This is a genomic window from Capnocytophaga sp. oral taxon 338 str. F0234 (genome assembly GCF_000192225.1).
Lineage (GTDB): Bacteria > Bacteroidota > Bacteroidia > Flavobacteriales > Flavobacteriaceae > Capnocytophaga.
Genome location: NZ_GL872413.1, coordinates 2,241,190 through 2,266,418 on the forward strand (window position 1 = coordinate 2,241,190; position 25,229 = coordinate 2,266,418).

Consider the following 25,229-nt stretch of genomic DNA (forward strand, 5'->3'; position numbering starts at 1 on the left):
ATATGCAAATCATTCAAAAAACAACGCGTATCACCGCAAAAGAGGAAGTACAAGGTATATCTGTTATGTACTCCTACGAATTTGAGAAAGACCAAAACCCACAAGCAGTGGCTTTTTCAGTACAGAAGAATATTGAAACACAAGGAAGCTATTCCTATTTGCAAGGAACAGTAACCGAGCACGATTTCAATATGCAAAACAACAATTTCCAACTCTCGGATATTGACTTGATAAAGCACATTCACACCACTTGCACGGCTATCATCAAAGGAGAAAGTAACGAAAAACCAAAAGCCAATGATACGAAAAAATAGGTTTCTCGTGCCAAAAGGGTATAGGGCAATTACCCTATATCCTTTCATCTTCGTTCGCAATGAAAGTGATAAGTACGATAAAGAGCTTATCAATCACGAGCGTATCCACTTGCGACAGCAGGTAGAGACCCTGATACTCCTCTTTGCCATTTGGTATTTTCTTGATTTTCTTTTCAAGTATTTACGCTATCGCAATTGGGATAAGGCTTACCGCAATATCATCTTTGAAAGGGAAGCCTATGCTAACCAAAACAACCTTGACTACCTCAAAATAAGGGGTATATGGTGGTTCACTGCTTATTTCAAACCTAATTATTAATTATGACCTTACAAGAATTACTATCACTCCCTGAAAATGAACGTATAGCAGAACTTAAAAAGTACCCTGCTAAGAGACCTGACACCCTTTCTTTACTCAAAGATTGGGATTACTCTAAACATGATATTTTCAATGAGAAGTCCAGACCAAAGCGCAAGGTACTTACCCAAGATGAAGAAGTCAATCCTGACGGCTCTATTCGCATCCCTAAGCAATTCAAATATGAAGAAGTCAATCGCCTTGCTTTGCCCTTGGAACAGGACATCGTCAATATACACACCGCTTTTACCGTGGGGACATCCCCAAAGATAACATCTAATACTGATACTCCCCAACAAGAGGAATTACTAAAACTACTAACCGATATTCATCAGCGAAACAAACTACAATACGATAACAAGCGTATTGTTCGTTCGTGGTTTGCCGAATGCGAAGTAGCAGAGTATTGGTATGTAAAACCCGAAAAGGAAGACAATTCAAATCCTACCTATCGCCTAAAGTCAATGATTTGGTCGCCTTTTCGTGGAGATACACTATACCCTTACTATGATGAGTACGGCGACCTCATTGCTTTTTCTCGTGAGTACAATAAGACGGACAGCAAAGGCATACAGACCAACCGCTTAATGGTGATTGATAACAAAATGGTTACTATCTATTCCAATGGTACGCAAATAGAGAAGTACCCACATGGTTTTTCTAAAATACCTGTTATTTATATGAAGAGAGAACGACCTTTATGTGATAAGATACGCTCTCTACGTAACCGATTAGAAGAACTCTTATCTAATTTTGCTGACTGTCTTGACTACAATTTTTACCCAAAATTAGTAGCTTCAGGAGAACTCAAAGGCGTACGTAACAAAGGAATGACCAGCGAGATAATACAGCTCGAAAACGATGCTCAAGTATCATACCTCACTTGGCAACAGTCTCCTGAAATGGCAAAGTTAGAGTTTGATAACCTTACATCCCGCTGTTATGCACTTACTAACACCCCACAAATCACCTTTGAGGCTTTGCAGGGTATAGGGAACGCATTGAGTGGTAAGGCTTTCAAGTTTATGTTTATGGGGACACACATGGCAGTGAGCAACCACGCTGAGACTGTAGAAGAGTTTCTACAACGTCGTATCAATTTTCTTACCTCTGCTATTGCAAGTTTAATGCCAAAGTATGCAACTATAGTAATGCAAATGCAAGTTAATATAGAAATTGTTCCTTATATGATTGACAGCCTCACCGAAAAGATAGCCGATGCCGTGAGTGCTGTACAAGGGGGCGTGGCTTCTCTTAAAGAGGGTGTTATTTTGGCAGGTATCACCGATCGAGTGGAAGAAGAAATCGCTCAGATTCAGAAAGAAAAAGGGAAAGATTTGTTCAATCAGTAGTTAGATAAAAATGGACTTAGAAAAGTGGAATGAATATCACCAAAACCAAACTGAAAAGGATGTTTCTCAGGTTCTCAAACTCTTTGATGAAGTCCTTAAAATGATTGTACTTCATTATGGATTGCAGACTATCAAAGAGGGGCTGTTTTCCTTTGCGCTGTATCCTGTACTCAACAATAAAGTGAAAAACCTTTTTGAGAAATTTAATAATGTTTTTTCTCAAAAGATGAATTTCTATATAGATAAGCATTATAATATCTCAAAGAATAAGTTTAAGGATGTATTCACCGACATTCAGCATTCACCCAAAGGGGTGGTTGCTCTACAAAGCCTTGTGATGAAAGAAAAGAAGCGTATGATGTCTGATAGGGTATGGAACTTAACCAAACAGTACCGTACCGAGTTAGAAATGGCATTAGATGTAGCCATGCACGAGGGAACACCAGCTAATCAGCTTACATCTGTACTAAAAAAGTATTTACAAAACCCAGATACCCTTTTCAGAAAGTACCGAGACAAAAACGGTGTGCTACAACTATCAAAAAAAGCAAAGGAATATCGCTCAGGACAAGGAGTATATAGGAGTGCATACAAGAACGCCGAACGCTTAGCTCGTACAGAGATAAACATTGCCTATCGTACCGCCGATATAGAACGCTGGCAGGCTATGGACATTGTGGCTGGTTATGAGATTAAGCGCAGTAAGCACCCTTACGGCTGTGAGATTTGTGAGATGATGAAAGGTATATATCCCAAGAACTTCGTATGGGTAGGCAACCACCCTAATTGCCGCTGCTATATGACCCCTGTATTCAAAAAAGATACAGCAGGGAAAGAAATTTATATCAACCCTAAATTAACGGAATGGATAGCCCAAAACGAGGATAAAATTGCAACGACTAAGAGTATGCCAATGTTCTTGTGGGGTATAGACAGACAAAACGAAGGAGTATCACAAAGAGTAATACAGGCAATACAGCCTTTCAGTAGGAGTACTTATGTAGCCTTTGATCCTTTCTCACCTGTGATTATTGAGCGTTTGAAGAAGATAAAACACAACGCCGATAAGCAAAAACTATTACAAGAAATCATAGACGATGAAAGGGCAAAACTTGTCTTTCAGCACGAGACAAACGGCTCAAAAACAGTCCTTTTTGACCTACACAGAGGTAAAGGAGAAAGCCTAAATAACACCTTAGCAATGGCAAAAGCCCTCAATGAGAAAGGAAAGTCTGTCGCTCTATTGCCTGAATATGATAAGATAAGTAGTGCCGATGCTATTACTTTATTCAAAAAGAAATATAGAATAGCCGACTTTAAACACTCAGCAAAAGACAATCACAATACCATAGCAGAAGAGCTAATAAAAGGATATAAACAAGCCGACTTAATAGTCCTTAAAATGGAAAAAGGTAATCTAAATACTTTTAAAAAATTGGTTGAACAAGTGTATCGTAATAGTGATGGTATGAAAGACTTGATACTGATTAACAAATACAACAAGGTTATAGAAATTAGCAAAAAAGATTTCTTACAGAAAAAACATCTTAGAATGTTAAATAGGTATTTTTAATATATATATTTGGTATATCAAAAATAAGTTGTATATTTGCACACTCATTAAGATTAAAGGCAGGGCAACGCCCACCAGAGAGCGGGACTGCAAAGCTATACGCAATAGATAGATGTTAAGCCGAGCTTTCGCCCTTTAATTAAAACAAAGACTACCTTACAAAATTAAGGTGGTCTTTGTTATATTTGTGAACTACCTACTACCTCTAAAGGGTAGAGGCTTTGGGAGTCAACACTCCAACTAATGTTGGCAGTTCGTCCCGATCTTGACTCTGTGTTCCACAGATCCTATCTTTTAAAGCAAAGTGCTTGATATTGATAGAGACGTTCTTGTCTCTATCGTGGTGTGTACCACAATTAGGACAAGTCCATTCTCTATCTTTCAGTGTAAGCTCTTTGTTGATATAACCACAGACACCGCACAGCTTGGAACTCGGCTCAAACGATAAATAAAGCCCTCAATTACGAGAGTTAAAGTTTTACACTTCCCTAAATTAGAAAAAATTCAAAGAAAATTCAAAAAAAGAACAAACTTTACACAAACAGCTATAGCAGCTATTTGCTACCCATGTCATACCTTTGCCATATTAATACGTAATATATTATGCTTAAAGAAAAAATCTTACAAGCGCTCAAAACTAAGTATGCAGCATTAGGGTTGAGTGCACAAGTGCTCGAAGGAGTAGCCACTAATTTAAGCACTTTCGTAACCGAAGAAGCACAAGTAGAACCAGCTATTGCTGGGGCTGAATCTATGCTAAAACATTTCCAATCGTTTGCCGATAGTCGAGTAAACACTTTCAAAACAGAAAGCGAAAAATACAAGAAAGAAGCTGAGGATTGGAAAGCCAAGTTCGAAAAGGGTAACGAACCCGCTAACACGCAACCTACACAAGGAAGCAACCAGCAACAACCTAATCCGGAACTCACCGCCGTGCTTGAAAAGCTCAACGCACTGCAAAACACATTCACAGAGTTCCAAAAAGGTCGCACATCCGAAACCCTTAAAGAACAATTCATCAGGGCAATGAAAGAGAAAAACATCCCCGAAAGCTACTACACTCCCGCACTTGCAGGGCGGGAATTTGCTGACAATGCTGCCGTAGAAACTCTTACTATCGAAGTAAGCAACGGCTTTGAAAAACAAAAACAAGAGCTTGCTGATTTGGGTTTCTCTTACTCCAAAGCCCCCGACAACCCAGACACTCCTCTTAAAGAGGAAGAGACAATTGCCAAACTCATCGAGCAAGGCACTAAAGAAATCGCAGAAGCCAAAAAAGCAACTGCTACAAATTAATAACATTAAATAATAAACAAAATGCCAGCAGGAATTAAGTATGATCTCAAAGGTCAAGATGTAGAGAAAGAACTCTACAATGTTAAATCAGGCTACCGATTGGCAGGAGGTTTTAATATTAATGATGAAGATATAGCAGATGGTCAATATATACCTGTACTTGCGCCTTTGTCTATTGATTTTAAAACACGAACCGCTAAAGTGGCAAAGAGTGTAAAAGCTGTTGAAAATATAGACAACACTACTCTAAAAGTCCAGAAAGGAAGCCTTGTAAAAAAAGGAATGCACTTGGGTACCGGTAGCAAGGGCGCAACCATTACCGCTATAGATACCTCCAATGCCAATTATGACACCCTTACCCTTTCCGCTACCATTACAGGAGTGAAAACAGGAGAAGTACTTTTTGAAGCCAAAGCAGACACAGGTAAAGATGTCAAGAACCCCGCCAATTTCCTTAACTATGCACATGTGAAGAAAGAAGCTGGTGCAACTGTTACAGCTCTCGGACAGGCTTATGAAATCCAAACCGAAAAGCTATATGCTCCCGTATCGGAACAAGATAAGGAAACACTTGGGGCAAGATTTATGTTCATCTAAAAAACACTCAAACAATGATTTTAACATTAGAAAAACTCTTTAACAGCCCTCTCATCATTAAAGCGGTAATTGATAGGGTAATGCAAACTACCATTGATACTATCGTATGGAAGCGATACTTAGATTTTGAAGAAACCAAATCACGTTTGTTCAAAACCTATCTCGGCACAGTTACTGGTGTAGTAATGGGATCTATTATCGATAAGAACTCAGGAAAGCCTATCCGTGAACGCAAAACACTTGGTAGTGGTACTGGTGAGGTTGCCGATTTGGGTAACTCTTTCCAAATGGATAACGAACGTCTTAGTATCGTGCAACAACTCATCGACAAGTACAATGAGGCAGGAGCAGGGCAACCCGCCGTACTTACCGAAATTATCAATTACCTTGCAGACGATATTCGCCAATGTACTCTCGCTCCTCATAAGCGTATGGATTATGTAGTGGGGCAACTCATCTCTACCGGTGAAGGCGAAGTAAAATTAGACGACAACAAAGAGGGTATAACCCTTATGAAAATGGAACTCCCCGTGATGAAATTCAACCCCACCAGTGCCGAAAAGCCTAATTTCATTGCCTACTTGCAAAAGATAGTGGAAGAAACCAGAGCCAAAGTAGGCACTTTTGCACTTATGGAAATGACACGTAGCACTTTCAACAAACGTATCGTGGCTTCCGATGAGTTCAAAAGCACCTATAAAATGGTATTAGGTGGCGCACAAATAGGCGTTGCGGGAGGTATCATCACCGAAGCAATGGCAAACCAGCTGCTCACTGGGATAGGATTACCACCTATCCGTATTGTTGAGGATTACGTGGTAAAAGAAGACGGAACAAGTACCAACATCTTTGCTAATGAACGTATTTCCTTGTTGCCTACTGCAAAAATTGGGAAAATGATGTGGCATCAACCTTACGAGCTTGCTGACCGTGTTCCCGATAGAGCCTACACTGTATTAGAGGGTGGTCATTTTATCACCACTAAACGTACAGAAGAAGGTCGTTTTATAGAGTACGGCTGTGAGTGGATACCAAACATCACCGCTCCTCAGCGCATGGCAGTGATTAACACTTCTAATATGGGCTAAGATGACTAAAAAGGATTATTTCCGTCAAAGGTTCGCCTCTTTAGGACTATCTCTATCTGATGCAGACCTTTTAGACTTAAACATTCCCGATTTATCAAACGAAGCCACCGTCGATGAGCAAAAGAAACTCTATATTACTTTCATCAAGTTCATTCCTCAAATGTTATTGCACCCAAGTTCAGTATCAGAAGGAGGTACAAGTCTATCACGTGCCAGCAAGGACGATATTATCGCATTCTATGGCAGTGAATGCAAGCGGTTAGGACTTAAAGACGAACTCACTAAGAAACCCAGAGTAATATTTATATGATATTAGATAACGGCACTTTGCAAGTGCAAACTATAGTAGGTGGTGAGCTTGTAAATGGTATACCACAAGTGGGAACTACCCAATGGAGCGATCCCATACCTTGCCACATTGTAGCTAATACCTATAACCAAAAAGGAACTTTTAAGGATAGTACTTTTACTCAATGTTCATTTACGGTATGGTTTGACTATGGGGTGCATATTTTTAAAGCTAAAAGGGTACGACTTATTAATAATAAAGGGTACGACTTAGGAGAGTTTGAAGTACAAAGCATTGAGCACGCCGATTTAGTGGGTAGAACCAAAATCACTGTATAATGATAGAAGGAAAGCTAAACATTACCTTTGATAAAATCAAAGAAAAGTATATCAATGAAGCTACAAATAAATTCATTGAGGTTGGCGAACGATGTATCATTGAAGCACGAGATAATGGGGCATATACCGATAGAACGGGCAACCTTCGTAACTCGGTAGGTTATGTAGTGCTACTAAATGGGGTAGAGAAGTCTCAAAGTAATATTTCTAAACTAAACCGCACCCATATTGAGGAAATCAAAGCCCAATATCCAAAAGATTTAGTTCTGATTGTAGTAGCAGGAATGAATTATGCCGCTTACGTAGAAGCAAAAGGATTTAATGTACTCAGTAGTGCGGAGCTAATGGCTAAAAATATCTTAAAACAATTATTTACCCTATGAAAAAAGGAGGTACGCAAATAGAAAAAGACGTTTTTGATACGTTCAAAAACGAAATAAAGAATTTCATCAGTGGTGATGTATATTTGCAAGGCACACGTCCACACAATTCCACCAAAGAAGATTGTGTAATTGGCTACCTTACAGGTATCAACAAAGACATACAAGAGGGTAAGGTAAATATCAATTTCTATGTGCCTAAAATTAATATAGGCACACAAAAGAACGTGAAGAACATCGCTCGTATCTTGGAAATTGAGGAGTTTATGAGCCAATTGGTACGACGTATAACCGATGAATATTTCTTTATACAAGAACAAACCATTAACAGTTTTGAGGAAAATGAGTTCCAAAATTTAGTAAATGCCGTCCTCAAATACAAACGATTTAGTAACGATTAAAACATTTAAGAAATGGCAAATATCATAAGCTGGGGGAAACCCAAAATAGAATATGTCAAGTTGGAGAATGGCGAAATGCCTTCTGCTCCCACTTGGAAAGCGTTTCCTACACCTGTTGAAAACTCGACAAAGTTAGAGACAGAAGAAGGAGATAGCAAAGAAGCTAAAGTAGAAGGTGGTGAAATTATTGCTACCCGTAAGAACGCCAGCAAGTATAAGTTGGAGTTTGAAATCTACGAAACAGACGACCTTGTTACGCCTATTCCAGACGAAGATGGTATTATCCTTGACCAGTATGCTGTGAGACTTTCACCTGAAAACAGTAGTGCAAAAGGCTTTATAATGGATAAAACCAATGTTTCGTCTATAAAAACGTGGGACAGTGAGATAGGAGGTAAAATAAAATATACCTTTACGGCTCTCAAACCCAAAACAGGGAAAATGCTCAAAGAGTACAACGGATAATTATTTAGGTAAAAGGTAATAGACGAAAACCTAATTACCTTTTACCTTTCATCTTTTAATTTTAAGAATGTGGATATTCAACAAAAGACAGCTCAAACCATACTACAGCAGGAACAATCTGTAAATATAGCGGGTAGCACTTACCAAGTTTCACAACCTACCCTTGCTACTCTTATTCTTGTATCTCAAGAAATTGCTCATATACCAATGGAAGAAATCAACAAGGAAAAAGCATTAGGCGAAGCTTTCAAAAAAGCTATCCATGGCAAACATATAGCTCGTGCCCTCGCTATAATGATACTCGGTGCTTCCAATCCCAAAAGGACCTTATGGAAATGGTTTAAAAATATCTTTAGTTGTCACTACAAAAAACAAATCCAAGCACTCACAGACAAAATACTATATCAACTAAGCATACAAGAAGCGGGGACACTTTTTATTCAGCTACTCGGCAAAATGCAGACTTCTGATTTTTTTATGCTTATCACTTTCCTAAACGAAGCAAACATGCTGAAACCGATAAGGAAAGTGAGCGAAACGATAGCCTTTGGGCAATAGTCGGTGGTTTTTTAAAGCAATATCCTAATGTAACTTTTAACGAGGCTCTATATGATATTTCCTTTGCAAACATCATTCTATATAACAGTGTAATACCTGAATATTTGTATAACGATGAAAAGGACAAAGACAAAATAATAACCGACAAAAGCCCCGATTACAACAAGGAGTTAGATAAACTTATCAATCAATCGTAGATGAAAAAAATTTTACAATGGCTTATAAAAGTTAAACTAAAAATAGCAATATGGGCTACCCCCTTGGTGCTGCTCTTTTACTTTGATGATAGGATACACTTAAGGGATAGGATTTATTACTTCTTTCTCGCATTCTTTAAGAGTATTCCGCTTTTGATGTTGTACTCGTACTTCTCTATGTGGAAAGACAAAAATGAGTTCTTTTACGCAGGTATATGTACAGCATTATTAATCAATGCTTTGGTTGGAGGGGTATATCATTTTAAGGCAGGAACTTTTAGCATTAAAAAATTTCTTGTCAAGAATACAGAAATGGTATTTATCATAGTTGCTGTATATATTTCATTATCATTGCTTAGTATTCCTCTTGATGAATCTGAAATGGGTAAGATATTTAAAATCGTAGTACAACTCACCACATTATTATATCCAGTGAGTAAAACCCTAAAGAACGCATTTATCCTTACAAACGGGAAGTATCCTCCACAATTCATTATGAAAGCGTTGTACAATTATGAGCGGGAGGGGAAACTCAAGGATTTCTTTGATAAGATTAACAAGGGGATGACTGAAAATAATAAAGAGGGAAAAGAGGAAGAAAATAATTAATTAAAATATAACGAGGATGACAAAAAAAGAATTTATAACTAAATACAAGCCCTTTGCGCTTGAAACAGAGAGAAAGATAGGGATTTCTCATTTGTTTATTTTGGCACAAGCAGCGTTAGAGAGTGGCTGGGGAGAAAGGGCGCCTGGGAATATGTTTTTTGGAGTGAAAGCAAAAAAAGATACACCAATAAATAAAAAACAACTGATAAGAACTACAGAAGTATTGGGTACTCCTAATGAAAAGAGCAAATTTCCTGAAGTGATTAGTATCACAAAGCGCACGGACGGAAAATACTTGTATATCGTACGAGATTGGTTTATGAAATACGATACCCCAGAGGAGTGTTTTACAGACCATGCTAATTTCTTTTTCAGGAACAAGCGATACGCAAAGGCATTGCTTGTAAAATCCGACCCATACAAGTTTGCCGAAGAAGTAGCTAAGGCAGGGTATGCCACTGCTCCGAACTATGCAGAGAGCTTGAAAAAACTCATAGGAGAAATTGAGAAAGTAAAATAACAGTTATGTATGAAAAAGATTATGTATTTACTCTTAGCCCTTCTGCTATTAGGTGGTTGCAGGAGCAAGAAATCAAGCCGAACCGAGCTGAAAGAAGAGCAAAAGAGCGAAAGAAAGGAAGTCAAAGACAGTTCTACACACGTAGAAAAGACCCAAAAGGTAAGCACTTTTGACCTTCAGCAGTCCCAATCGTACGAAATCACCCTTGAGAGTGATAAGGACTCTGTTGGAAATGCCAAAGAATTGTTTTACAACCATGTGAGAGACGGAACAAGCGAAACAATAATCGTACGAGGGGGAATAGTTAAGTTAAAAGCAAATAGTGTAATAGAAAAAGACCTCGTGCAAGTTAATAATGAAGAAAAAGAAGCAGTAACTACTAACAATAATTACAGCTATAAATCACAATCAGAAATGCAACAAATCACTAAACAAAAGGAAGTCAAAAGGTTTAATTTTATCTTAATAACAATCGTTCTATTACTTGGAATAGTAGTTTTTATTATTTGGAGATTTAAGTTGTTTAGGTGGTTTAAATAAAAATTCTTATTTATTCTTAGTTGTTTTCTTGTAGAACGTCCCTTTTCAGGGGCGTTTATTATATAAATTTATCTTTAACCTTAAACCCACTATAATTATGAATATCACCAACGGAAGTATAGACTTTGAGGCTACTCTAAGCCTTACCCAATTAGACAGCAGACTTCGCGAAATGGAGCGAATGTTCAATAATTCAATGCAAAGCTCCCAACGTGAAACAAATAAGCTACAGCAGTCTATTGATACTCTCGCTAAGGGAGCATTAGCGGTTTTTACTTTTTCACAGGCAAAGGCTTTTGTCAATCAAGTAATTGAGGTACGCTCGCAATTTCAACAGCTCGAAATATCTTTTAGCACTATGCTCAAGAGCAAGGAAAAAGCTAATGCACTAATGTCGCAAATGGCAGACCTTGCTGCTAAAACCCCTTTCGGATTAGAAGAAGTATCTGAAGGGGCTAAGCGTTTGCTTGCTTTTCAGGTTCCTGCTGAGGAAGTAACCGAGACCCTCCGCCGTATGGGAGATGTAGCTGCGGGATTAGGAGTGCCTATGGGACAACTTATTCATGTGTACGGACAAGTCAAAGCACAAGGCAAGTTAATGACTAATGACTTGTATCAGTTTATGAATGCAGGTATTCCTATCATTGCCGAGCTTAGCAAGGTGGTAGGTAAGAGTGAAACCGAGATAAAGGACATGGTCAGCGCAGGGAAGATTGGTTTTCCTGAAGTACAAGCCGTTATCAAAAATATGACCAATGAGGGCGGGCTATTCTTTAACCTAATGGCAGAGCAGAGTAAGAGTTTTGGGGGACAAATTTCCAACTTAGGAGACAGTTTTAACCAAATGCTCAATGAGATAGGAAAAGCCAGCGAAGGGTATGTGTCAGGTGCTATTCAAGGGGTTGCTTTTTTAGTTGAAAACTACCAAACGTTAGGCAGAGTAATAGCAGGAATGATTGTTACTTATGGAACTTATCGCACTGCAGTATTAGTTAATATTGCTATTACAAAGGGATGGGCTGTAGCTGCTAAGGAAGATGCCATTGCAAAAGGTATTCAGACTGCTGCTACTAAAGCTCAAACTATAGCTACTGCTGCCTTAAACACTGTAATGAAAGCCAATCCTTATGTATTGGTAGCTACTGCTGTGGTAGGGTTAGGAATGGCTTTGTGGGCTTTGAAAAGCAGCACAGATGCCAATGCTGAAGCTACTGAAAGACACAATCAACTTAGAGAGGAGCAAGCTAATAAAATAGATAAAGAGAAAAATCGAATTAACAAGCTAATAGGAGTTATTCAAGATGAAACCAAATCTTGGAATGAACGAAACAAGGCTTTCTTAGAATTACAAAATACAACAGACGGAGTACTTGATAAATACTCCTCTCTAAATCAAGTGTTACGTGAGATGTCTCAAGTGTTGAAAGATTTGAATGGACGTTATGAAACAATGAATGATAATCTATCAAGGGAAGCTGTAACTAATACGGAAAAAAGTATACAAGCTAAAGAAGCAGAAATAAAACGATTAGAAAAATTACAGGAAAAAGTAGATAGTACTGCTTCTGTAGGAATACAACAGTCTATAGATAGATTGAAAAAACAAATCGAATCCGATAAACTTTTAATGGGCAAACAGAAAAAAGTCGTTGTTAAACTTGATGTAAACAACTACGAAAATGCCCTTTCAAGCAAAAACCTTGCGGATATACAAGCGGAAAAGAAACTTATCAATGAGGCTTACAATATCAAGAAGAAAGAGCGTGAGGGGCTTGCTAAATTCTCCTATAATAAAGTAGATAGTAATAATCCTTATTTAAAATTCAGTTGGGAGGAGCTGGGTATGTATAACCAAGCTACTGAAAGACAAATTAAACTCAAACAGCAGGAGAATGAAAAGACTACAGATACAAGGAAGTTATATGCTGATATTTTATCGCTCCAAAAAAAAATTAGTAAGCAAAAGAACGCTAATAAAAATAGCATTGTATCAGAAACGACCGAAAGAGAACTATCCGAGAATGAAAATACGCTTAAAGGGTATATTGATAGATATAAGAGCTTAACGGGTATTGATTTAACCGAAAGAAATTCCTCAAAAAAAAGCACTAAGACTAAAACCAAATCCGAACTTCCAACTTTTGATTATGAGAAGTACGCAAGGGATAGAGAACGTTTGGAAAAGGATAGGATGTTTGAGGAAGATGAGGCTAAGATTAGGGGAATGAAAGAAGGAGCTGAAAAGCGTAACGCTCTGCTTGTCTTTGAGTATGAGAAACGAGCCGAAACAATCAAGCGCAAAGGAGAAGACGAACTACAGGCTTTTATAGAGCAGCAGAAAGCCCAAGACGAAGCAGCGGGGAAGTGGAAGAAAGGGGAAGACTTCAATACTGATACCGAGGCAATCCACAAGGAAGAAGCGAGAATAGCAGAGAATCAGCGAGTACTCAATCAGGACAATTTAGACGAATATACCCGTCAGCAGGAGGCTATGTACAAAGAACTCTTAGAGAAGTACCAAACCTATACCGACCAACGCAAAGCGATTGAGGAAAAGTACAATGCCGATATAGCTGCCATGCAAGCCAAGTTAGGTGCCGACGCTCCACAAGTCAAAAAAGCACAAGACGAGAAAGCTCGTGAACTTAAAAAGTTAGATATACTCTATAAGAAAGAAGGAACAGCTATTGCTAAACTCTTTGAGAACATGCGTAAAAAGACTGTCAAGGAAATCCGTCAAACCATTGTAGACGCTGAAAAAGAAATTGACGCATTAGCAAGCACCCTTGACATGAGTGACAAGGACAACGTAGAATATATCCAAAACCTCCGACAGCAATTGGAACAAGCGAGAGACACTGCTAACCGCAGTGATACTGCTTTTGGAAAACTTGGCACAAACATCAAAAAGATGTTCAAATCCAAGCCAAACACAGCCGAATGGCAGGAAGCGTTCAATGGAATGCTATCATCAGCACAAGCTGTTTCAGGAGCCATAAAATCTTTTGGAAGTGATTTTTCTAAACTTGGAGAAAATACAGGAAATGAAGCCTTGAAAAAGATAGGAAAAACAATGGAAGAAGTTGGAAACATCATTGATAAAACCCTATCAGGCGCAAGTATGGGGGCTTCTGTTGGAGGAGGGTATGGAGCTTTAATAGGAGGAGCTGTAGGTTTGGTAACCTCTCTTGTAATGAATAAACAGAAAAAAATGGCAGAGAGGAGAGCTGAATATTTGAAGACTGAACAACAAATAATCAATCAGCATAAAGAATATAATCATTTATTGACAAAGGAAATGTTTTTAATGAATGATTATAAGAGTATTTTCGGGACAAAAGAACTTTCTATTGCTATTGGATATATGGATATATATCTCACTCAAATGGAAAAATTCTATAGAGTAACAAAGAAAAATTATCAAGCACAGCGATTTATAGGCACATTTCGTTCTTATGATAGTGGTGTGCCTTCTGAAAGTAACAGGAGAGGAGATCCTAATAGATACGGCAAAGTGGAGGATACGAGGACCTCTTTGGAAAAAATAGAAATAAAAACACTTGCAAAAGGAGGTTACCAAAGTATTACTGAATATTATCCCGATTTAATAAAAGAGAATGGAGAACTAAATGAAAGTTTGGCAGATAGTATCCTTAAAACAAGAGAATTTAAGGAAGGGCACAAGGAAGCTCTTGAGCAAATTGTTAATTACTATAAAGAAGCAAAAGAGGCTAAAAAACAATTTGATGAATACCTGAAAAATACCTTTGGAGAACTTGGCACCTCTATTGTAGATAGTGTAGTGAAATCGTTACAAACAGGAGAAGACGCTTTTGAGAGTTTTGCCAAGTCTGTAGGAAATGTAATAGGTAAGTTAGGCAAACAACTTGTATATGAAATTTTTGTTGCAGAAAAATTTAAGACTTTTCAAAAAGAAATCGAAAAAGTATATAAAAAGGGGGCTAATAAGGAACTTACTAAAGAGGAAGTTGCACGTAAATCAGCTGAATTGGTGGCTCAATTTGGAAATTCAATGAAAGGGAATCTTGATAATATGAAAGCCCTTTATAAAAGCATGAATGACTTAGCAAAGTCTTATGACCCTAATTTTGATTTTCTCAATGAACAGCGCAAAGCCGTAGAGAAAGGACTTGCACGAATGAGCCAAGACAGCGCCGACGAACTTAACGGACAATTCAGACTGCAAACACAACTAAGTGCCGAGATAAAGAATACCGCTATACAGACCGCTAACTTCATCAGGGAAATGAATCAGTCTATGCAAAGCAATGCGGCACAACAACTGAGACATCTTGCAGGGATTGAAGCTAATACATACAAGCTAAACAAAATGGAAACAGACCTTGCAGGAGTGAAAAATGTGTTAAGCGATATTCAAACCAAAGGAATTAAAATAAGATCATAAAAAAGCCCCAATTAAGGGGCTTTTCTTATATCTCTATTTTGAGATGTTTGAGCATTTCCCTATCTTTTTTAGCCTTATTTACTTGATAGATAGCTGTGGTATTTTTGTTGGTGTGGGAAGCTAATAACATAGCAGTATCGCTATCCAAGTTATCCAGCATATAGTGCTTGAGGGAATAAAAATCAGCTTCAATACCGAGTTTATCCTTTACATTGCGTTTCCAAAAACGGGTAACAATTTCCTTATGTCCCATTTTCTTACTTGGTGCGAAGTTTAAGGCAAAGAAATAATCATCGGGGCTTTGGCACTCACTGCATATATCCTGCCAATATCCTAATGCAGGACCGAGTATCACCTTTGTACATCGCTTATATTGACCTCCTTTTTCAAGAAGTATCACAAACTCTTGTTTATCCAAATCTACATCTTTGCGCTGTAATCGAAATAATTCCGTATTACGTGCCCCTGAGTAAAGGAAGATCATCATATAGCGATAGAACTCGGGGTAATTTTCCTTTAAGTGCTCTTTAATCCTTTCCAATTCGTTTTTTTCAAGAATAAGACGCGGCTCCTTGAATACCTTCTTTGGGTATATATCCCTTGTGATATTAGTTTCACAGCATTCATATTCTATCAGCTCACGATAGAGACTTGAGAAGTAAATCACAAATTTATTGTAATACTTATCGGGAAGTTGTAGATAGTCAAGCATACGTTTTAAATCTACACGACGCAAATCTTTGATTTTGATGTACTGCATACCGAGTGCTTCACTGGCTTTTTCTAATCTATCAATAGCACACTTTATATTATATAGGTGTGATTTAGTACCTGTTTTCATTTCCAAAGCGCGTCTAAATGCTTCTATGAATAGTAAATCAGGATACAACCCCTCATTTCTGAGGTTCATGTACTTTTTGGTGATAGGATTGTACCCGTCGTTAAACTGTTGTGGAATATTTTTGAGAAAGAAAGAAACAAGCGCCTTGCGTTCCTCTATGGATTGGGGTTTGTTAGCCTTTTTCCGATAGGGGAATCCTTTAGGGTACTTCTTTTCATAGCGAGGATCAAAGAAGGTACATTGTACATACCATTCTTTATTTAGGTCTTTTTTAGTAGCTTTTTGCCAATTGGCAGGGGACACCCAAAATTCGGTGTAACTACACCCTTGAAAAGTTTTTGTTATCATTTGTCTGTAATTTTTACCTTGCCGTTTACCTTGCCGATTTTAAAAAAATTACAGATGAAATTATATGTTAAAAACAAAGGTAACGCTTTGTGTGGAAGTGCGTTACCCTTTAGTGACCTCGACAGGATTCAAACCTGTAACCTTCTGAGCCGTAATCAGATGCGCTATTCAGTTGCGCCACGAGGCCAATCGTTATTACGAATGCAAAGGTACAACTTTTTTTTAAGTCTGCAAGGATTTTCTTATTTAATTTTATACAAAAATAATTGATATGATAACCTATTCATTTCTAAAAAGTTATGCTCGAATTATCCTTGCTCCTATTGCTTGTAGACGTTCTTCTATACATTCATAACCACGATCTATCTGTTCAATATTATGAATGGTGGAAGTCCCCTTAGCTGAAAGAGCCGCAATAAGCAACGCTATTCCTGCTCGAATATCAGGAGAGGTCATCGTTGTAGCTCGCAATCGTGATCTGAAATCATTTCCTATCACCACTGCTCTATGAGGATCACACAGAATAATCTTTGCTCCCATATCTATTAGTTTGTCCACAAAGAACAACCTACTTTCAAACATTTTCTGATGTATAAGTACCTCTCCTCTTGCCTGAATAGCGGTAACTAAAATAATACTGAGCAAGTCAGGAGTAAATCCTGGCCAAGGAGCATCATATACCGTTAGGATTGAACCATCTATAAAACTTTGTATCTCATACCCATCCGTATGTGCAGGAATATAGATATCATCTCCTCTTCTTTCAAGAGATATCCCCAATCGTTCAAATACAGAAGGAATCAATCCCAAGTGTTCCCAACCCACTTCTTTGATTGTAAGTTCACTCTGTGTCATAGCTGCCATCCCTATCCAACTTCCTATCTCTATCATATCAGGCAAAATTCGGTGAGTACAACCTCTCAACTTTTTTACTCCTTTAATAGTAAGTAGGTTGGAGCCTATCCCTTCTATTTCTGCACCCATCCGATTAAGCATACGGCACACTTGTTGTAGGTATGGCTCACAAGCCGCATTATATAGTGTAGTGGTACCTTCTGCCAAAGAAGCTGCCATGACTATATTGGCTGTTCCTGTTACAGAAGCTTCATCCAGCAGAATATAGTTTCCCCTAAGTCCTTCTGGAGCATTTACCGTATAATAGTGCTTCTCCTGTGAATAGGTGAAGGTAGCTCCTAATTTTACAAAACCATCAAAGTGAGTATCCAATCTTCGACGTCCTATTTTATCTCCTCCTGGCTTGGGAATACCTCCATAACCAAAACGTGCTAAAAGGGGACCTAAGATAAGTATTGAGCCTCGTAAGCTTTGGCTTTGTTGGGCAAACTCAGCAGTGGAGAGATAATCCATGTTAATCTCATCTGCTTGGAAAGAGTAAGATCCTTTTGCCAACTTCTGAATCTTTACTCCTAAATTCTCCAGCAATCCTATAAGCTTATTCACATCCAATATATCAGGAATATTGTGAATAGTCACTTTCTCATCGGTGAGCAATACCAAGCAAAGTACTTGTAGGGCTTCATTTTTTGCTCCTTGTGGGGTAATACTCCCACTCAGAGAATGCCCTCCTTCTATTTTAAAACTTTCCATAAATATAGTAGTTAGTGTGTTTTTATATTAATGTATACAAGTTCCAATATTGTCATGGCTAAATAGTAATTGAAACCTCTTAACAACCTATGATAATATCTATTATAAGTCCTTTGAATTATTTTCTTCCTTTTCCCTTCCCATAGGTTGTATTTTTCTTTGTCATGGGATTATTATTCTTTTTCTGATAATGAGTTGGCTTACTGTTAAGGTTCTCTTCCGAAGTAGCCAAATCTATCTTCCCATCACTAAGTTCATACAAATGCTCAAAAATCACATGATCCTCCACTCCTTCTTTATTCCAGGTAAGGAAACATTTCTTCATGTGATTGGCTATAGAAAATTTTAAGGCAGTCTTAAGTTCTCCTTCTTCCCAACTATTACATACTTGTATCATCTTCAGTATGTTATTCCCATAGAATCGATACTTGAGACGATGCTGAGGAAGGGGTAATTTTTCAGGATGAGGCGTGGTGGACTCTCTCGTAGGTTTCTCAAAAGGAGAATCTACATCTATCTGAAAATTGGACATCTTAAAAAGTTGATCCCAAAGCTTATGTTGAAAATCAGGCACATCTCTTAGGTGTGGATTCATATTTCCCATCACAGCAATGATCCCCTTAGCAGTATTATTCCGTTGAGTTCGATCGGTTATCTTCATCGCTTTCTCCACCATTTTCTGAATATGCCTTCCATATTCAGGAATAATAAGCTCATTACGTTCAGTATTATATTCTAAAACTTCTTGTTCCACGTTAGTAAATTATAAAGTCAATTAATAATTATTTTTTTGTATTTTTGTACCCGAATTTACAGATATGCAATATACTCTTCAGCAGTTAGATGCTCTTGCTAAAACTTTTTCCGAAAAAGTACTCCCTCTCTCTCACAATGTCATTCTTTTTCAGGGAGCTATGGGAGTAGGTAAAACCACTTTCATCAAAGCCCTCTGCAAGCACTTAGGTGTTACAGAAAGGGTGAACAGTCCTACTTTTTCCTTAGTAAATGAATACCAAGGAGAGGAAAGAAAAATCTTCCATTTTGACCTCTATCGTATTGAACAAGAACAGGAAGCCCTTGATTTTGGCATAGAGGAATATTGGCAGGAGAATAACTGGTGTTTCATAGAATGGGCGGAGCGCATTCCTTCCCTCCTCCCCGATCAATACACAGAGGTCTTATTCACCTTTATTGATGAAAATACTCGAGAAATTACTATAATACAGCATAATTAATACCTTATTATAATATGAGCTTACTCAAGCGCTTTGGTTTCTTTTTCTTTGGACTTGCCTTAGGCAGTATCATCGTTATGTTTTTCTTTCAGCGTAAAGGAACTGAATTCTGCTATTTACCTAATTGCCGAGTACTAAAGAATTTACGGTCTAAACCCTTAACTATATCACCAGAGGTACAATCCCAAGGATATACTATGGAATCTCTCTCCCCTATCTTCAAAGAAGGAAATGTAGATTTTTCACGTAGTGATACCCAATCTGCTTGTCGTACCTATATAATTCAAGGGAAAGACACCCAACAATCCTCTCTGGAAATAACAGTAGAGAATTGTACTGAAAAAGCCACCGTTAAATCTGTCACTCTTATAAAGTGATGTTAACTTTCTTTTCTTATTTTTTGTCCTATTTCCCACATGACAATACCAGCACTCACGGAAATATTCAAAGAATGCTTCGTCCCATATTGGGGAATCTCTATTGCCTTTCCACATAAGGAGACAACCTCTTGTTGTACTCCCTCCACTTCATTACCAAAGATAAGTGCATATTTCTTCCCTTTCTCTGGAAGAAAATCAGATAAACTTTGCGCTCCTTCTACTTGCTCTATCGCAATAGTCTCCACTTGAGATTGATGCAGTTCCTTTAACAGCTGGAGAATATCCTTTTCATACGCCCATGTTACACTTTCAGTAGCTCCTAAAGCTGTCTTATGAATATCCTTATGAGGAGGACAAGCTGTAATTCCACACAGATAAATCTTTTCTATTCTAAAAGCATCTGCAGTCCTAAAAACAGAGCCTATATTATTGAGGCTTCGCACATTATCCAACACTATAATAACAGGTATCTTTTCTGCCTGTCTATATTGATCTATACTCAAGCGGTGTAACTCCTCATTGGTTAGCTTCCTCATATCTTTCAAAAACGATAAACCAATTCCAACTTATGGTCTTTCAAAACCTCTTTAGCGCGTTGGTAATCAGGAGTAAATCCTAAAATATAGCCTCCCCCTCCTGATCCGCAGAGTTTCAAATAATAATCTCCTGAATCAATTCCTTGTTGCCAAAGTGTATGGAACTGTTGAGGTATCATGGGCTTAAAATGATTAAGTACTACCCTAGATAGTTTCTTCACATTCCCTATCAAAGATTTAAAATTACCTTGTAGAAAATTATCTATACAAGCATCTGTATATTTAGCAAATTGTGTTTTGAGCATCTTCCTAAATCCCTCATTCTTCATCTTCTCCATAAATATTTCTACCATAGGAGCCGTCTCCCCTATCATTCCACTATCCAAGAGAAACACAGCTCCTTTTCCTTGTTCAAAGGGGGAAGGAATTCCAGTAGTTTCTATTAAATTGGCTGAATTAATCAGTATAGGAATACTCAAATAACTGTTTAAGGGGTCTAATCCTGAGGATTTCCCATGAAAGAAGGATTCCATCAAAGAAAATATTTCCTTTAACTTTAAAAGCAAATCACGTGTGAGATGCTGTGATGTCTCTATCTTATCTATGGAATAGGTATCATAAATAGCAGCTACCAAAGCACCACTACTCCCTACTCCATATCCTTGAGGAATACTACTATCAAAGTACATTCCCTCTTCTATATCCTTTTCCATACGTTCAATATCAAAATGAACAATGGCTTTCTCCTCTTGAGAAATTCTCTTAAGGTACTCAAAATAAATCTGTAGAGATTTGTTAGAGTCCTGTTGCTGCTTATTTTGTTCTTTTATTGAAATTTTCTTTAGCGTCCCATTATAGGAATTATAAGGGATAGCAAGTCCCTTAGAGTCTTTTATAATTCCATACTCTCCAAATAAAAGTATTTTTGAGTAGAAAAATGTTGAATTCATTGAGGTTAAAAATAGTGTATTCAAAGGGCAAAGGTACAAAAAAAGTGAAAAAAAAACTAAAAAAGTGAAAAGTTTTTCTATCTTCTTTAGCTTTAACTTTTATCTTTCATTTTTTTACTATTTAATTAGTAGGTTGTTTCAAAATATTTACCTATTTTTGCCCTCTGGAATGCATTATGCTAAATGAATCTCATGAAAAAAATATACATTTTTTCCTTAATTTACTTATTCCCCCTCTTAGGAATTTCACAGGTAAAACACAATATATCAGATACTTTACACAAGAATCCAAATCGTACTAACTCAAGACTTACTTCCAAAGACAGCCTTTCTTTAGGGAACCTTCGCGAGGGACTCCTTCAACTAAAAGACAATAATAAGGCATTAAACTATGATAAAAAATGGTTAGAGGAACTCTCTAATAATTCTCTCTATCCAATGATGCAAAATGACATTCAGAATAATCCTGAAGGAAATGTTGTTTATGACGAGCTCCCCACAGAAGTCCTTAAGGAACGCTTAGCCAAATTAGACCAAAAAACACCTTTTCACATAGAGTATAATCCTATCTTAGAAAATGTTATTAAGAACTTTCTAAAAAACCGACGAAGTTCCCTCCAGAGGCTTATGAATATCAGCCAATATTATTTCCCTATGTTCGAGAGAGAACTTGTTAAATACCAAATTCCTAAGGAAATCAAATATTTAGCTATTGTGGAATCGGCAATGAATCCCAAGGCTACTTCCAGAATGGGAGCTAAGGGACTTTGGCAATTCATGTACTACACAGGAAAAATATATGGATTAGAGGTCAACAACTATGTGGATGAGCGCTCTCATCCTGAATTATCTACTCAAGCAGCTGCTCAATATCTCAAAAAACTTTATAGTGTTTTCAATGATTGGAACTTAGTACTAGCTGCCTATAACTCTGGACCTGGTAATGTTACTAAGGCTATGCGCCGCTCAGGAGGAAAAACTAATTATTGGAATCTGCGTCCCTATCTCCCTAACGAAACTGCAGGTTATGTGCCCGCCTTCTTAGCAACTCTATACATTTTTGAATATGCCAAAGAACATGGCTTTCAAGTAGATAAAAAAACTAATGTGTTTTTTGAGACAGACACAGTTCAAGTAAAACGACATATCTCCTTTAAGGATATAGGAGATATTGTCGGAATGAGTGAACAAGAAATAGAGTTCTTCAACCCTGCTTATTCTCTTAATATTGTCCCTTATATAGAGGGGAAAAAATATGGAGTACGGCTCCCTGTAGAGGCTATTGGTATCTTCGTTAATAATGAAGACCTTATCTACGCTTACCTTGATCAGGAGGATTCCAAGCGAGAAAAAATTCTTCCAAAGGTTGTTACTGCCGAACAAGCACGTGCTAATAATCGTATCACTCATAAAGTAAGAAAAGGAGAGACCTTGGGACGTATTGCCTCTCGCTATGGAGTAACCGTCAGCCAACTAAAAAAATGGAATAAGCTAAGAAGTAACTCCCTGAAAGTGGGACAACGGATAGTAATACATAAGTAAGTTAAAAATATTTCTATAAGAGCTAAAAGATGATATAATTATCGTTTAGCTCTTCTCTTTTTATTTTTTTAATATTATTTTATTTTTTCTTGAATTAACCCTTAAAATGTTGTAACTTTGCACCCTTGACTTTATCCTATAAAGGATAGCCTTACTTTAAGGCTCTGATATACACTATAGAACATTATGATTTTTCTTAATTAAACCATTACCTCATGAAGAATATTCAATACTATGACAGCATTTTGGATTTGATAGGAAATACCCCTCTCATCTCCCTGCAAAAGATCGCTTCTCCTATGAAGGGACACTTCTTTGCCAAACTTGAAGCCTTTAATCCTGGACATTCTGCCAAGGATCGTACTGCCCTCTACATCATTAATGATGCTGAAAAGAGAGGGTTACTTGCTCCTGGAGGGGTAATTGTTGAAACTACTTCTGGTAATACAGGCTATAGCCTTGCCATGATTGCTGCTATTCGTGGCTATCGTTGTATACTTGCTATATCTGACAAATCCTCTCAGGATAAAATAGATATGCTCCGAGCCCTAGGGGCTGAAGTACATGTATGCCCCGCATCTGTACCGGCTGATGACCCTCGTTCCTACTATGAAGTAGCAAAACGTATCCATAAAGAAACACCTAACTCTATTTATATCAACCAGTACTTCAATCCTTTAAATATTGAGGCTCATTATCAATCCACAGGAAAAGAAATTTGGGAACAAACCTCTGGACAAATTACTCATGTGGTAGTTTGTAGCGGTACAGGAGGGACTCTCTCTGGTATTGCTCGTTACCTGAAGGAGAAAAACCCTGAAGTAAAAGTACTTGGAGTAGATGCTGAAGGTTCACTTATTAAAAAATATTTTGATACTGGAGAAGTAGACAAAAATGAACTCCATCCTTATTATATTGAAGGATTAGGTAAAAACCTCATCCCTGGTGCCCTTGATACAAAGGTTATTGACCATTTCGTGAAGGTAAATGACATAGAAAGTGCCTTAGCGGCACGCTATATTTCTCAGCATACAGGTATTTTCTGTGGCTATACTTCAGGAGCTGCTTGGGTAGCTACTCAAAAGTATGCACAAGAGGGACTATTCTCCCCTGATAGTATTGTTGTGATTGTTTTCCCTGACCATGGCTCTCGATATATGAATAAAATTTATAACCAAACATGGTTAAAAGAAAAACTAAATATTAATGATTAATGATGAATTATTAATTAATTCTCACTTAGATTAAAATGATGAATTTTTCTTATACACAGGAGCAAGAAGTAATTGCTCAAACAGCTCATTCCTTTGCTAAACAATATATATTACCCTATCGCAGTGAATGGGACAAAACACAGACTTTTCCTATAGATGTATTTCGAAAAGCAGGAGAATTAGGCTTTATGGGTATACTTGTTCCTGAAGAATTTGGAGGCTCCGGACTGGGATATCATGAATATATTACCATTGTTGATGCCATTTCCCAAACAGACCCTTCTATAGGACTTTCTATAGCAGCTCATAATTCATTGTGTGTAAATCATATACTAACTTTCGCTAATAAAGAGCAAAAAAGACGTTGGCTTCCTAAATTGGCTTCAGGAGAACATATAGGCGCTTGGGGAATTACAGAACACAATACCGGATCTGATGCTGGTGGTATGCACACTACAGCTATCAAAAAAGGAGATATGTGGGTACTCAATGGAACAAAGAACTTTATTACTCACGCTATTAGTGCTAATGTAGTAGTTGTTATTGCTCGCACAGGGGAAAAGGGAGATAAGCATGGAATGACCGCCTTTGTTGTAGAAAGAGGAACTAAAGGGTTTTCAAATGGAAAGAAAATAAGCAAACTTGGTATGCGTGCAAGTGAAACAGCAGAACTCATTTTTCAGGATTGCCTTATCCCTGATGAAAACAGATTAGGCGAAATAGGAGAGGGTTTCATACAGGCTATGAAAGTACTTGATGGAGGTCGTATTTCTATTGGAGCACTTTCCTTAGGAACTGCTAAGGGTGCTGTTAATGCTGCTATCAAATATGCTAAAGAACGTACTCAATTTGGTAAGCCTATCATTTCTTTCCAGGCAATTGGATTTAAGTTAGCAGAACTCTCCACTGAAATAGAAGCCGCAGAACTTATGTTACATAAGGCAGCACATTTAAAAGAAACACACCAAAAAGTAACCCAGCAGGCGGCTATGGCAAAACTCTATGCTTCCGAACTCTGTGTAAAAGCATCCAATGAAGCAATACAAATACATGGTGGCTATGGTTACACAACGGATTATCCTGTAGAGAAATTCTATCGTGATGCTAAACTCTGTACTATTGGAGAAGGAACTTCTGAAATCCTAAAGTTAGTTATCAGTAGAAACCTATAGCATTAGAGAAAATAAAGCCACGCAAGTGCTTAGGATCAGTTACACAGTAAGAGAGGCTGTCCAAAAAGTTTTTTGGACAGCCTCTTTTATTTTATATTATAG

General features: G+C 37.7%; 28 protein-coding genes and 1 tRNA gene. 22 read left to right on the forward strand and 7 right to left on the reverse strand.

The genetic code is table 11. The features are described 5' to 3' along the window. Nucleotides 1-2 precede the first annotated feature (2 nt). From HMPREF9071_RS10245 to HMPREF9071_RS11830, 4 genes are read left to right on the forward strand one after another with little or no spacing between them, the layout of a single operon-like run. The gene (locus HMPREF9071_RS10245) at nt 3-314 is read left to right on the forward strand and encodes a hypothetical protein (RefSeq protein ID WP_009746574.1); all 312 of its coding nucleotides are present in this window, start codon (nt 3-5) and stop codon (nt 312-314) included. Further along, a complete protein-coding gene (locus HMPREF9071_RS10250) occupies nt 298-633 on the forward strand; it encodes a hypothetical protein (RefSeq protein WP_009746575.1) in 336 nt (111 codons plus the stop codon). Before HMPREF9071_RS10245 ends, HMPREF9071_RS10250 begins: the two co-directional genes overlap by 17 nt. Before the next feature lie 2 nt (nt 634-635). Then, nucleotides 636-2,024: a phage portal protein gene (locus tag HMPREF9071_RS10255; RefSeq protein ID WP_009746576.1), complete on the forward strand. Its 1,389-nt coding sequence runs from the start codon at nt 636-638 to the stop codon at nt 2,022-2,024. A 10-nt stretch (nt 2,025-2,034) separates the two neighbouring features. Continuing rightward, complete coding sequence (locus tag HMPREF9071_RS11830) at nt 2,035-3,597, forward strand: hypothetical protein (protein ID WP_009746577.1); 1,563 nt, start codon at nt 2,035-2,037, stop codon at nt 3,595-3,597. A 205-nt stretch (nt 3,598-3,802) separates the two neighbouring features. Here the strand turns inward: HMPREF9071_RS11830 and HMPREF9071_RS12630 are convergent, their stop codons facing one another. Beyond that, a complete protein-coding gene (locus HMPREF9071_RS12630) occupies nt 3,803-4,021 on the reverse strand; it encodes a zinc ribbon domain-containing protein (protein ID WP_216698053.1) in 219 nt (72 codons plus the stop codon). Between the two features lie 179 nt (nt 4,022-4,200). Here HMPREF9071_RS12630 and HMPREF9071_RS10265 point away from each other — a divergent pair, with 179 nt between their 5' ends. The 13 genes from HMPREF9071_RS10265 to HMPREF9071_RS10325 all read left to right on the forward strand — a co-directional run bounded on the left by HMPREF9071_RS10265 (nt 4,201) and on the right by HMPREF9071_RS10325 (nt 15,301). Then, nucleotides 4,201-4,893, forward strand: coding sequence for a hypothetical protein (locus HMPREF9071_RS10265; RefSeq protein WP_009746578.1), 693 nt, complete (start codon nt 4,201-4,203; stop codon nt 4,891-4,893). A 21-nt stretch (nt 4,894-4,914) separates the two neighbouring features. Beyond that, entirely contained in the window at nt 4,915-5,490 is a 576-nt protein-coding gene (locus tag HMPREF9071_RS10270) for a head fiber protein (RefSeq protein WP_009746579.1), read from the forward strand. 14 nt (nt 5,491-5,504) lie between these two features. Further along, nucleotides 5,505-6,578, forward strand: coding sequence for a hypothetical protein (locus tag HMPREF9071_RS10275; protein WP_009746580.1), 1,074 nt, complete (start codon nt 5,505-5,507; stop codon nt 6,576-6,578). A gap of 1 nt (nt 6,579) precedes the next feature. Further along, nucleotides 6,580-6,888, forward strand: a complete 309-nt coding sequence (locus HMPREF9071_RS10280) for a DUF6706 family protein (protein ID WP_009746581.1) — start codon at nt 6,580-6,582, stop codon at nt 6,886-6,888. After that, nucleotides 6,885-7,205 (forward strand): hypothetical protein, encoded by a 321-nt coding sequence (locus HMPREF9071_RS10285; RefSeq protein WP_009746582.1) that lies wholly within the window; start codon nt 6,885-6,887, stop codon nt 7,203-7,205. Before HMPREF9071_RS10280 ends, HMPREF9071_RS10285 begins: the two co-directional genes overlap by 4 nt. After that, nucleotides 7,205-7,588, forward strand: coding sequence for a hypothetical protein (locus HMPREF9071_RS10290; RefSeq protein ID WP_009746583.1), 384 nt, complete (start codon nt 7,205-7,207; stop codon nt 7,586-7,588). Before HMPREF9071_RS10285 ends, HMPREF9071_RS10290 begins: the two co-directional genes overlap by 1 nt. After that, nucleotides 7,585-7,986 carry a hypothetical protein gene (locus tag HMPREF9071_RS10295; RefSeq protein WP_009746584.1) on the forward strand — a complete coding sequence of 134 codons (402 nt, stop codon included), beginning with the start codon at nt 7,585-7,587 and terminating at the stop codon, nt 7,984-7,986. The genes HMPREF9071_RS10290 and HMPREF9071_RS10295 overlap by 4 nt, the downstream gene beginning before the upstream one ends. Before the next feature lie 12 nt (nt 7,987-7,998). Next, nucleotides 7,999-8,451, forward strand: coding sequence for a hypothetical protein (locus HMPREF9071_RS10300; protein ID WP_009746585.1), 453 nt, complete (start codon nt 7,999-8,001; stop codon nt 8,449-8,451). Between the two features lie 69 nt (nt 8,452-8,520). Next, nucleotides 8,521-9,009: a hypothetical protein gene (locus HMPREF9071_RS10305; RefSeq protein WP_009746586.1), complete on the forward strand. Its 489-nt coding sequence runs from the start codon at nt 8,521-8,523 to the stop codon at nt 9,007-9,009. A gap of 197 nt (nt 9,010-9,206) precedes the next feature. Further along, nucleotides 9,207-9,815 carry a hypothetical protein gene (locus tag HMPREF9071_RS10310; protein ID WP_009746587.1) on the forward strand — a complete coding sequence of 203 codons (609 nt, stop codon included), beginning with the start codon at nt 9,207-9,209 and terminating at the stop codon, nt 9,813-9,815. A 16-nt stretch (nt 9,816-9,831) separates the two neighbouring features. Further along, a complete protein-coding gene (locus tag HMPREF9071_RS10315) occupies nt 9,832-10,335 on the forward strand; it encodes a glycoside hydrolase family 73 protein (protein ID WP_009746588.1) in 504 nt (167 codons plus the stop codon). Nucleotides 10,336-10,344: 9 nt separating this feature from the next. Then, entirely contained in the window at nt 10,345-10,875 is a 531-nt protein-coding gene (locus HMPREF9071_RS10320) for a hypothetical protein (RefSeq protein WP_009746589.1), read from the forward strand. Between the two features lie 97 nt (nt 10,876-10,972). Then, complete coding sequence (locus HMPREF9071_RS10325; protein ID WP_009746590.1) at nt 10,973-15,301, forward strand: tape measure protein; 4,329 nt, start codon at nt 10,973-10,975, stop codon at nt 15,299-15,301. Nucleotides 15,302-15,326: 25 nt separating this feature from the next. Here HMPREF9071_RS10325 and HMPREF9071_RS10330 read toward each other — a convergent pair whose 3' ends face one another. The 4 genes from HMPREF9071_RS10330 to HMPREF9071_RS10345 form a co-directional block, all read right to left on the reverse strand. Continuing rightward, the gene (locus tag HMPREF9071_RS10330; RefSeq protein ID WP_009746591.1) at nt 15,327-16,490 is read right to left on the reverse strand and encodes a site-specific integrase; all 1,164 of its coding nucleotides are present in this window, start codon (nt 16,488-16,490) and stop codon (nt 15,327-15,329) included. A gap of 113 nt (nt 16,491-16,603) precedes the next feature. Then, nucleotides 16,604-16,677: transfer RNA gene (locus HMPREF9071_RS10335), tRNA-Arg, on the reverse strand. 110 nt (nt 16,678-16,787) lie between these two features. Next, nucleotides 16,788-18,098 carry a UDP-N-acetylglucosamine 1-carboxyvinyltransferase gene (murA, locus tag HMPREF9071_RS10340; protein ID WP_009746592.1) on the reverse strand — a complete coding sequence of 437 codons (1,311 nt, stop codon included), beginning with the start codon at nt 18,096-18,098 and terminating at the stop codon, nt 16,788-16,790. Nucleotides 18,099-18,216: 118 nt separating this feature from the next. After that, nucleotides 18,217-18,852, reverse strand: a complete 636-nt coding sequence (locus HMPREF9071_RS10345) for a DUF4290 domain-containing protein (RefSeq protein WP_009746593.1) — start codon at nt 18,850-18,852, stop codon at nt 18,217-18,219. Between the two features lie 64 nt (nt 18,853-18,916). Between HMPREF9071_RS10345 and tsaE the strand changes: the two genes are divergently transcribed. Together tsaE and HMPREF9071_RS10355 are read left to right on the forward strand one after the other, a co-directional pair. Next, nucleotides 18,917-19,333, forward strand: a complete 417-nt coding sequence (gene tsaE, locus HMPREF9071_RS10350) for a tRNA (adenosine(37)-N6)-threonylcarbamoyltransferase complex ATPase subunit type 1 TsaE (RefSeq protein WP_009746594.1) — start codon at nt 18,917-18,919, stop codon at nt 19,331-19,333. 14 nt (nt 19,334-19,347) lie between these two features. After that, a complete protein-coding gene (locus HMPREF9071_RS10355; protein WP_009746595.1) occupies nt 19,348-19,710 on the forward strand; it encodes a hypothetical protein in 363 nt (120 codons plus the stop codon). 2 nt (nt 19,711-19,712) lie between these two features. Here HMPREF9071_RS10355 and HMPREF9071_RS10360 read toward each other — a convergent pair whose 3' ends face one another. After that, nucleotides 19,713-20,249: an RNA methyltransferase gene (locus HMPREF9071_RS10360; protein WP_040358569.1), complete on the reverse strand. Its 537-nt coding sequence runs from the start codon at nt 20,247-20,249 to the stop codon at nt 19,713-19,715. 5 nt (nt 20,250-20,254) lie between these two features. Beyond that, the gene (locus HMPREF9071_RS10365) at nt 20,255-21,199 is read right to left on the reverse strand and encodes a mevalonate kinase (protein WP_009746597.1); all 945 of its coding nucleotides are present in this window, start codon (nt 21,197-21,199) and stop codon (nt 20,255-20,257) included. 192 nt (nt 21,200-21,391) lie between these two features. Between HMPREF9071_RS10365 and HMPREF9071_RS10370 the strand changes: the two genes are divergently transcribed. The 3 genes from HMPREF9071_RS10370 to HMPREF9071_RS10380 all read left to right on the forward strand — a co-directional run bounded on the left by HMPREF9071_RS10370 (nt 21,392) and on the right by HMPREF9071_RS10380 (nt 25,127). After that, on the forward strand, nt 21,392-22,741 hold the full coding sequence (locus tag HMPREF9071_RS10370) for a lytic transglycosylase domain-containing protein (RefSeq protein WP_040358571.1): 1,350 nt from the start codon (nt 21,392-21,394) through the stop codon (nt 22,739-22,741). 215 nt (nt 22,742-22,956) lie between these two features. Next, a complete protein-coding gene (locus tag HMPREF9071_RS10375; protein ID WP_009746599.1) occupies nt 22,957-23,955 on the forward strand; it encodes a PLP-dependent cysteine synthase family protein in 999 nt (332 codons plus the stop codon). A 38-nt stretch (nt 23,956-23,993) separates the two neighbouring features. Continuing rightward, complete coding sequence (locus HMPREF9071_RS10380) at nt 23,994-25,127, forward strand: acyl-CoA dehydrogenase family protein (RefSeq protein ID WP_040358574.1); 1,134 nt, start codon at nt 23,994-23,996, stop codon at nt 25,125-25,127. Nucleotides 25,128-25,229 lie beyond the last annotated feature (102 nt).